Origin of the sequence: Mycobacterium sp. E2479, assembly GCF_001667925.1 — a bacterium.
In the GTDB taxonomy this organism is placed as follows: domain Bacteria; phylum Actinomycetota; class Actinomycetes; order Mycobacteriales; family Mycobacteriaceae; genus Mycobacterium.
Genome location: NZ_LZJR01000033.1, coordinates 1 through 2919 on the forward strand (window position 1 = coordinate 1; position 2919 = coordinate 2919).

A 2919-nucleotide genomic window follows, 5' to 3' on the forward strand; every position below is an offset into this window, starting at 1 on the left:
CGGGCGAGTGGCCGTTGTTCGCCGTCGAAGGTTGACCGAAAGGGCGTACTCGCGACAGCTACGGCAGCTCAGGTGTCCTGGGCTCCGCGGTGCTCTAGTCTGGTGCGGGCCGATCTATCCGTGCATCCCAAATCGATTGGGTCTCAGCGCCGATCGAGGGATGGTGGATTTCCTGGAAGTTCCGTCCGCCCCGGCCGAAGGTGGCGACGACGGCGGCCGGCACGTCGTGTTCCAGGATCGGCATGGACAGCCACTCGCAGGGTCGTATGTGCACCAAATCCGCCGCCGCAGCGGCTTTGCCGGTGTCGTGGACGTACGGCCCCGAGATACGGCCCAACCAGAACCACCCATGGGGGTCGCGGGTCCACACGAACGAGCCGTCGTCGAGCTCGGCGAACCGAATGACCCGACGGGCGAGCCGCTCGCGTTCGGCCGACCGGCTCACGAATTGCCCGAACCCGCACACGCCGAGCCGCCGAGCGCGATCGATGGTGGCTTGGGGCTCGATTGCATCGTTGCGGGATCGCATCGGCGCGCGGTAAACGGCGACCACGAGAGACATCATGCCGCGACGCGGCCGCCCGATAGGAGCCGTTTTCCGGACTGTATTAGCCCTTCGGGGCGAGAACCACCACGGGAATCGGGCGCGACGTCTTCTTCTGGTATTCGTTGTAGCGGTTTTGATTGTTCTTGTTGACGATCTGCCATAGCCGCTGGTAGTCGGGATCGCCGGACAGCACCGGTCGTGCGGTGACGGCGAAACGTCTTGGGCCGACGTTGATCTCGACGTCGGGATTGGCCTTCAGGTTGTGGTACCAGTCGGGAGACTTGGGTGCACCGCCCTTCGAGGCGACGATCAGATAGTTGTCACCGTCGCGGGCGTAGGTCAGCGACGTCGTGCGTTGTTTACCGGTCTTCGCGCCGACGGTGTGCAGCAGCAGGCTCGGTATCCACAATGTGCGATGACCGATCCAGCCGTTCGTCTTCTGATAGACCGTGTCGTGCACCCGCAGCACCTGCGAGAAGACCCTTTCCACGAGATTCATGGCTACCAGTCTCACTCAGCGGCATCGCACTTCGCCAGTGCTGTCTTTACAGCGCCCCCGGCGTTAGTGGTGGTGCGGCGGTTGCTCGTCGCGCAGCCGGCGCTCGTCTGACGCCTCGCGCACCTGCTCCTCGTCGCCGAACCTCTCCACGTCCTCGGGCGTGAGGTGCACCCGCTTCGGTTGTGGCGTGGCCTTCGGTGGATGGTCGGGTTCACTGGGCATAAGGTGTCCTTCAATTCGGCCGCACTCTTAGGTCTCTGCTCGGGCGATGTTCTCGGCGATGATCTGACACGCCGTGTCATAGAAGGCGCTGATCAGGGTGGTGCAGAATGTACTTTTTGCACACCTGAAAGTTGTTGGCCCGCGCGCGCACTCGTGGCGACAACTCATGTCGTCTGTCGAGTTTGGTCGTCGGCGGCTTTCGGGGCCCGCAGAATCCGAAGTCGATGAACGGCAGAGCGTTCAGCTGCGCGGGCGCGGTGATCTGCCCCTTCGTTTGGGCTACGAAATCGCTTGAGGCGCACAGGAACAGGTTCAGGTCGAAGACTTTTAGCGCGATCAGCGTTGAATCCTGTAGCGGTCCGGGACCGAACACGACGTCGTAACCGTCCTTGATCGGGTCGACCATGTTGTCGACTGCTTGTGCCGGCGCGAATCCCTTACCCACCACTATCAGGGCGCGACCGACGAATTACGCCGCGTTTTCGGTAATCCACATGGTGGTGAAGCGCAGTATCTCAGGGATGCCGTTGGCCAAATCGGATCCGATGGATTTCTCGAGTTTGCCGCCGAGCAAGGGGATCTTCACTTCCACGCGCACGGCCGAGCGCAGTTGGCAACCGCCGTCATCCGTCGGTGCCAGCCAGGTCTCCATGTGACCAGATCCCAATCCACCGGACGCCGAGACGCTGGCTTGCCCGCGCACCCGCCGGTCACCGTCTGGCCGCCATATCTCGGTATGCATCAGCTTGAGGTCACCTTTGACGAGTTTGGTGACCAGCCCGGGTAACAGTTGACGACCGAAATGCTGGGTTGTGCTCACTGTCACCGTGCCGTCGGCGTCGACCACCAGCGAATCCAAGGTGATGTTGGTGGCATCGGCGATGCGGGCTACCCAATAGTCTTCGCGACCGAATGCGGCATGGATTTGTTGAACACTGGCGGGTGACTCGGTCGAGACGTCGAATGAGCGCGACATATCCATGCATTCTTGCAGAGTCGCGGTTCAGGATCGCTCGAAATGCTGATAATCGATGGGCGCCGTCCAGTGACCACCCCACCGCCACCCGCGGTCGGTGAAGACGCGCACCGCGGGGTCCCCGTCGTGGAGGAGTCCTGGCTCCCTTCGGCCGCGGTCCAGGTAGTTCGCGGCGTTTTGCGGCTGGAAGGTGCCGCTGGCGTCGACGCACGGGTTGAGACGTGGATTGACGTCGATCGCCCGACCATAGGCGTGTTGAGACCAGTGGCCGCTTCCCGGGATGCCTCGGCAGTTGAACGCCGACGTGTTGTCGTCCGCCATGGAGAGCTCGTCGTCGGCCGCCGCATAGTGGTCGGCTGTGCGGATCTTGTCGATCGGAAACCCAAGTCGGTACAGCTGCGCGAAGACCGTGATGACCTCCGGCACCACGTCCTGGTGCACGATCAGTTCACCGCGGTGCGTCTGTCCATCGAAACCGATGTGGTCGACCTCGACTCGTCGTAGCTGTGCGGGCTCCACCGGGCAGCCCGGTCGCCAGGTCGCGCCAAGCTCCGCGGCGCTGACCGGCCGAACGTTGCTATCGGCAGGCGGCGGCGGGCCGGCTGTCGGCGGCGGGCCGGCCGCCGACGACGCGGCGGACGATGACCTGGCCGCGGGTGGCGCCGGCGCGGCGGT

Annotated in this window: 5 protein-coding genes and 1 pseudogene; all 6 read right to left on the bottom strand. The window is 63.7% G+C overall.

The features are described 5' to 3' along the window. Positions 1–94: 94 nt before the first annotated feature. On the bottom strand, positions 95–553 hold the full coding sequence (locus tag A5686_RS03885; protein WP_082947474.1) for a GAF domain-containing protein: 459 nt from the start codon (positions 551–553) through the stop codon (positions 95–97). A gap of 55 nt (positions 554–608) precedes the next feature. Further along, positions 609–1046, bottom strand: coding sequence for a nitroreductase family deazaflavin-dependent oxidoreductase (locus tag A5686_RS03890; RefSeq protein WP_067931320.1), 438 nt, complete (start codon positions 1044–1046; stop codon positions 609–611). Positions 1047–1109: 63 nt separating this feature from the next. Further along, on the bottom strand, positions 1110–1268 hold the full coding sequence (locus tag A5686_RS27515; RefSeq protein ID WP_197520468.1) for a hypothetical protein: 159 nt from the start codon (positions 1266–1268) through the stop codon (positions 1110–1112). A gap of 27 nt (positions 1269–1295) precedes the next feature. Beyond that, positions 1296–1683: pseudogene (locus A5686_RS03895) on the bottom strand (LysR substrate-binding domain-containing protein); the annotation flags it as partial. Between the two features lie 54 nt (positions 1684–1737). Beyond that, positions 1738–2244: a DUF2505 domain-containing protein gene (locus A5686_RS03900; protein WP_067931327.1), complete on the bottom strand. Its 507-nt coding sequence runs from the start codon at positions 2242–2244 to the stop codon at positions 1738–1740. A gap of 27 nt (positions 2245–2271) precedes the next feature. After that, positions 2272–2919 (bottom strand): M15 family metallopeptidase (locus tag A5686_RS03905; RefSeq protein ID WP_156749925.1); only part of this gene is annotated, 648 nt, incomplete at its 5' end.